Here is a 3,458-nt window from a genome sequence, read left to right on the forward strand (position 1 = left end):
CTCGATGATGCCATGGATTCCGTTCTCCAAGCTGCGTCCTAACCACCTTGACTAATGCTATAACTATAGGGGGCTGGCATTTTTTGTCTTCTTAGTCATCTCGTCCTCTCCATTATACGTCCTAACTTTCCTGTCTTGTGCTATATATCCAACCAAGGGGTTGGAGTCCCCACTAGGCAGTTATTTCGGGCATTGCAGCCCTATTTGATGCCTCAACGTCTCGCACTGATGAATTGAACTTAAAAGACAACGAAATCAACAACGATGGATTCTAACGTATTACCAGATATAGTCAAACTAGGAACTGATGGCATTACAGTTTTTTTAGTCTGGCAGTTAATGAAGCAAAACCAGAAACTGATATCAGAGGTTAACTCCAGAGACAACGAACTAATGAAGCTGATTTACACAATCCTAAATCAATATAGGCAGTACCCAACAGAATTAAGCGATCGCACTAGCCGAATTAACCGTCCCAGAGCAGAAAGCAATGAGTAAGTTATCATACTGGCCCAATGGATGACAGCCTACTGGGAAAATGGACAAAATAAGTACAAATTCCCACCTAGGACAAAAAAGCGATCGCATCAAGTCCCTGGATACCAATCTGAACTGCTACAATTCCAAGACTAAAGTAAACGCTTCGCCTCTATTCCTAATCTGACTCTGGGGCTAATGGTAAAACCCAAGTCTCCACTAGCCATCTCTGGGAAGGAGACAATATCAATATTTTTTGATTTCTATATATGACCATAATCGCAATTAAACAACTTATTGATAAAATTTGCTCTGCCAAAATTGTCTGTATTTACTTACCATACAGGATTATAGCCCATACGCTCTCCGCCATTTTTGCCAGATTATAGATATTCTGCCTACTTGACATATCAATTTTTTTTGAAATAATAGACACTATACCCAACTTGACAGGGACTAGAGGCCTGATTAATTAGGTTTCTGGGTCCCCGTGGGGTATGTATTTAGTCCCTCAATTTAGATATGGGGATTAAACCAAGTCCTAATAGTCAGGATTTAACATGAGTAATGATTCACCACAAATCAATAAATCAGCGGTGCAAGCAGGGGGTAAATTAAACGTTTTTGAAAAGTACCTAACCCTGTGGGTGATTCTCTGTATTATAGCAGGTATTGTCCTGGGTCGATTGTTTCCAGGGGTCGCCGTAACCCTGGATTCAATGAGCATTTATCAGGTGTCAATTCCCATCGCAATTTGTCTGTTTTTCATGATGTATCCCATCATGGTTAAAATTGACTTTACCCAGGCAGTTAATGCGGCTAAAGCACCTAAGCCAGTGCTATTAACAATGGTAGTGAATTGGCTAATTAAACCGTTTACCATGGTAGCTTTTTCGCTGTTTTTTCTGGGGTGGTTATTTCGACCAATTATCACCGGAACTGAGATATTAAGAGGGGCAGAAATTCCCATCGCTGATTCCTATATCGCCGGTACTATATTATTGGGAATTGCCCCCTGTACAGCCATGGTTTTAATGTGGGGTTATCTCTCCTACAGCAACCAAGGACTTACCCTGGTTATGGTGGCGGTTAATTCGCTGATGATGCTGTTTTTATACGCACCATTGGGACGGTGGTTGCTGTCGGCAAATAACTTAACTGTACCTTGGCAAACTATTTTATTATCAGTCCTGATTTATGTGGGTTTGCCACTGGCGGCGGGGATGTATACTCGCTATTTGATTTTTCAGTATAAAGGAAAGGCTTGGTTTGAAAGAGAGTTCCTGAAATATTTAAGTCCTGTGGCTACGGCGGCTTTATTAATTACCCTGATTTTGCTGTTTGCTTTTAAGGGTGATTTAATTGTGGAAAATCCCCTGCATATTCTGTTAATTGCTGTGCCACTATTTCTGCAAACCAATTTTATCTTTTTGATTACCTATGTGGCGGCTTTGAAAATGAAGCTATCCTATGAGGATGCTGCGCCAGCTTCTTTAATTGGCGCGAGTAATCATTTTGAAGTAGCGATCGCTACGGCGGTGACACTGTTTGGTTTAAATTCTGGGGCGGCTTTAGCAACTGTGGTGGGGGTATTAATTGAGGTTCCGGTGATGTTAATGCTGGTGAAATTTTGCCAAAAAACGGCTTTTTGGTTTCCGCGAGAACCGGAAAAAGCTACACTGCTAGACCCCCGTTGTTTAAAGTGTTAATTGAATCATGACTAATTTTGATCATCCTCCCAGAATCCTGTTTTTGTATGGTTCATTAAGAACGCGATCTTACAGTCGCTTACTAGCAGAAGAAGCCGCTAAAATTATTACGGATATGGGTGCGGAAGTTCGTTTTTTCCATCCCCATGATTTACCGTTACGCGATCGCTTTGATGAGTCTCACCCAGAAGTTCAAAAATTGCGCGAACTTAGTCAATGGTCAGAAGGTCAAGTTTGGTCATCCCCAGAAATGCACGGTAATATTACTGGTATTCTGAAAAACCAAATTGACTGGATACCTTTGAGTATTGGCGCGGTTAGACCTACTCAGGGTAAAACTCTAGCGGTGATGCAAGTTAGCGGGGGTTCCCAGTCTTTTAATGCCGTGAATACCATGCGAATTTTGGGGCGTTGGATGCGAATGTTTACCATTCCCAATCAATCCTCAGTTGCTAAGGCTTATCAAGAGTTTAATGAGGATGGAACTATGAAAGATTCACCTTATCGCGATCGGGTGATTGATGTCATGGAAGAACTCTATAAATTCACCTTATTATTGCGGGACAAGGTGGATTACTTAACTGACCGCCACAGTGAACGCCAAGAACTCGCCAAAAAAGCAGTTATTGAAACGGCACAAAAAGCACTTTAATTGTCAATTACAATTCTGGAGAAACCATGAAAAAAGTCATGTTTGTTTGCAAAAAAAATTCCTCTCGTTCCCAAATGGCTGAGGGGTTTGCTAAGGTAATGGGAAAAGATAAAATAGCAGTGACCAGTTCAGGACTGGAAAGCAGCGAAGTCAACCCTTATGCTATCAAAGCTATGGCAGATGTTGACATTGATATTAGCAACCAAACTTCTAATGCTTTAAGTGAATTTAAACCCGAAGATTATGACGCAGTAATTTCCCTCTGTGGTTGCGGTGTTAATTTACCAGAGGAATGGCTAACACGGGAGATATTTGAGGATTGGCAATTAGACGACCCAGCGGAAAAGCCGGAGATTTTCCCCAGGGTTAGGGAGGAGGTTAGAGAAAGGGTGGAAAAGTTGATTAAAACATTGTTACAGGATAACTAACCTGATTGAGGTTCTGGGGTGGGTTACTGTTGTTAATTCACCACAGAATCTGGTTTTAATAAGATCTAGTTATTTCGGTCAATCTTATATCAGCCCACTTAGTCTAGGGTGGGGTGTATAATATATATCAGTGCTAATGCGGAGTTAGGAATTATGATAGCAGTTGACAGCCTGACCCATAAAACTGATGTT

Annotated in this window: 4 protein-coding genes; all 4 read left to right on the forward strand. The window is 41.3% G+C overall.

Going from position 1 to position 3,458, the window contains the following annotated elements; all coding sequences use genetic code 11:
- Nucleotides 1-264: 264 nt before the first annotated feature.
- The 4 genes from P5674_RS17700 to arsC all read left to right on the forward strand — a co-directional run bounded on the left by P5674_RS17700 (nucleotide 265) and on the right by arsC (nucleotide 3,266).
- Nucleotides 265-498 (forward strand): hypothetical protein, encoded by a 234-nt coding sequence (locus P5674_RS17700; RefSeq protein WP_035737841.1) that lies wholly within the window; start codon nucleotides 265-267, stop codon nucleotides 496-498.
- A gap of 539 nt (nucleotides 499-1,037) precedes the next feature.
- Nucleotides 1,038-2,186, forward strand: coding sequence for an ACR3 family arsenite efflux transporter (gene arsB / locus P5674_RS17705; protein ID WP_035738098.1), 1,149 nt, complete (start codon nucleotides 1,038-1,040; stop codon nucleotides 2,184-2,186).
- A 7-nt stretch (nucleotides 2,187-2,193) separates the two neighbouring features.
- Entirely contained in the window at nucleotides 2,194-2,838 is a 645-nt protein-coding gene (gene arsH / locus P5674_RS17710; RefSeq protein WP_006618237.1) for an arsenical resistance protein ArsH, read from the forward strand.
- Between the two features lie 26 nt (nucleotides 2,839-2,864).
- Nucleotides 2,865-3,266: an arsenate reductase, glutathione/glutaredoxin type gene (gene arsC / locus P5674_RS17715; protein ID WP_006618238.1), complete on the forward strand. Its 402-nt coding sequence runs from the start codon at nucleotides 2,865-2,867 to the stop codon at nucleotides 3,264-3,266.
- Nucleotides 3,267-3,458 lie beyond the last annotated feature (192 nt).

Origin of the sequence: Limnospira sp. PMC 289.06 (assembly GCF_032350395.1) — a bacterium.
GTDB classification, from domain to species: Bacteria; Cyanobacteriota; Cyanobacteriia; order Cyanobacteriales; family Microcoleaceae; genus Limnospira; species Limnospira platensis.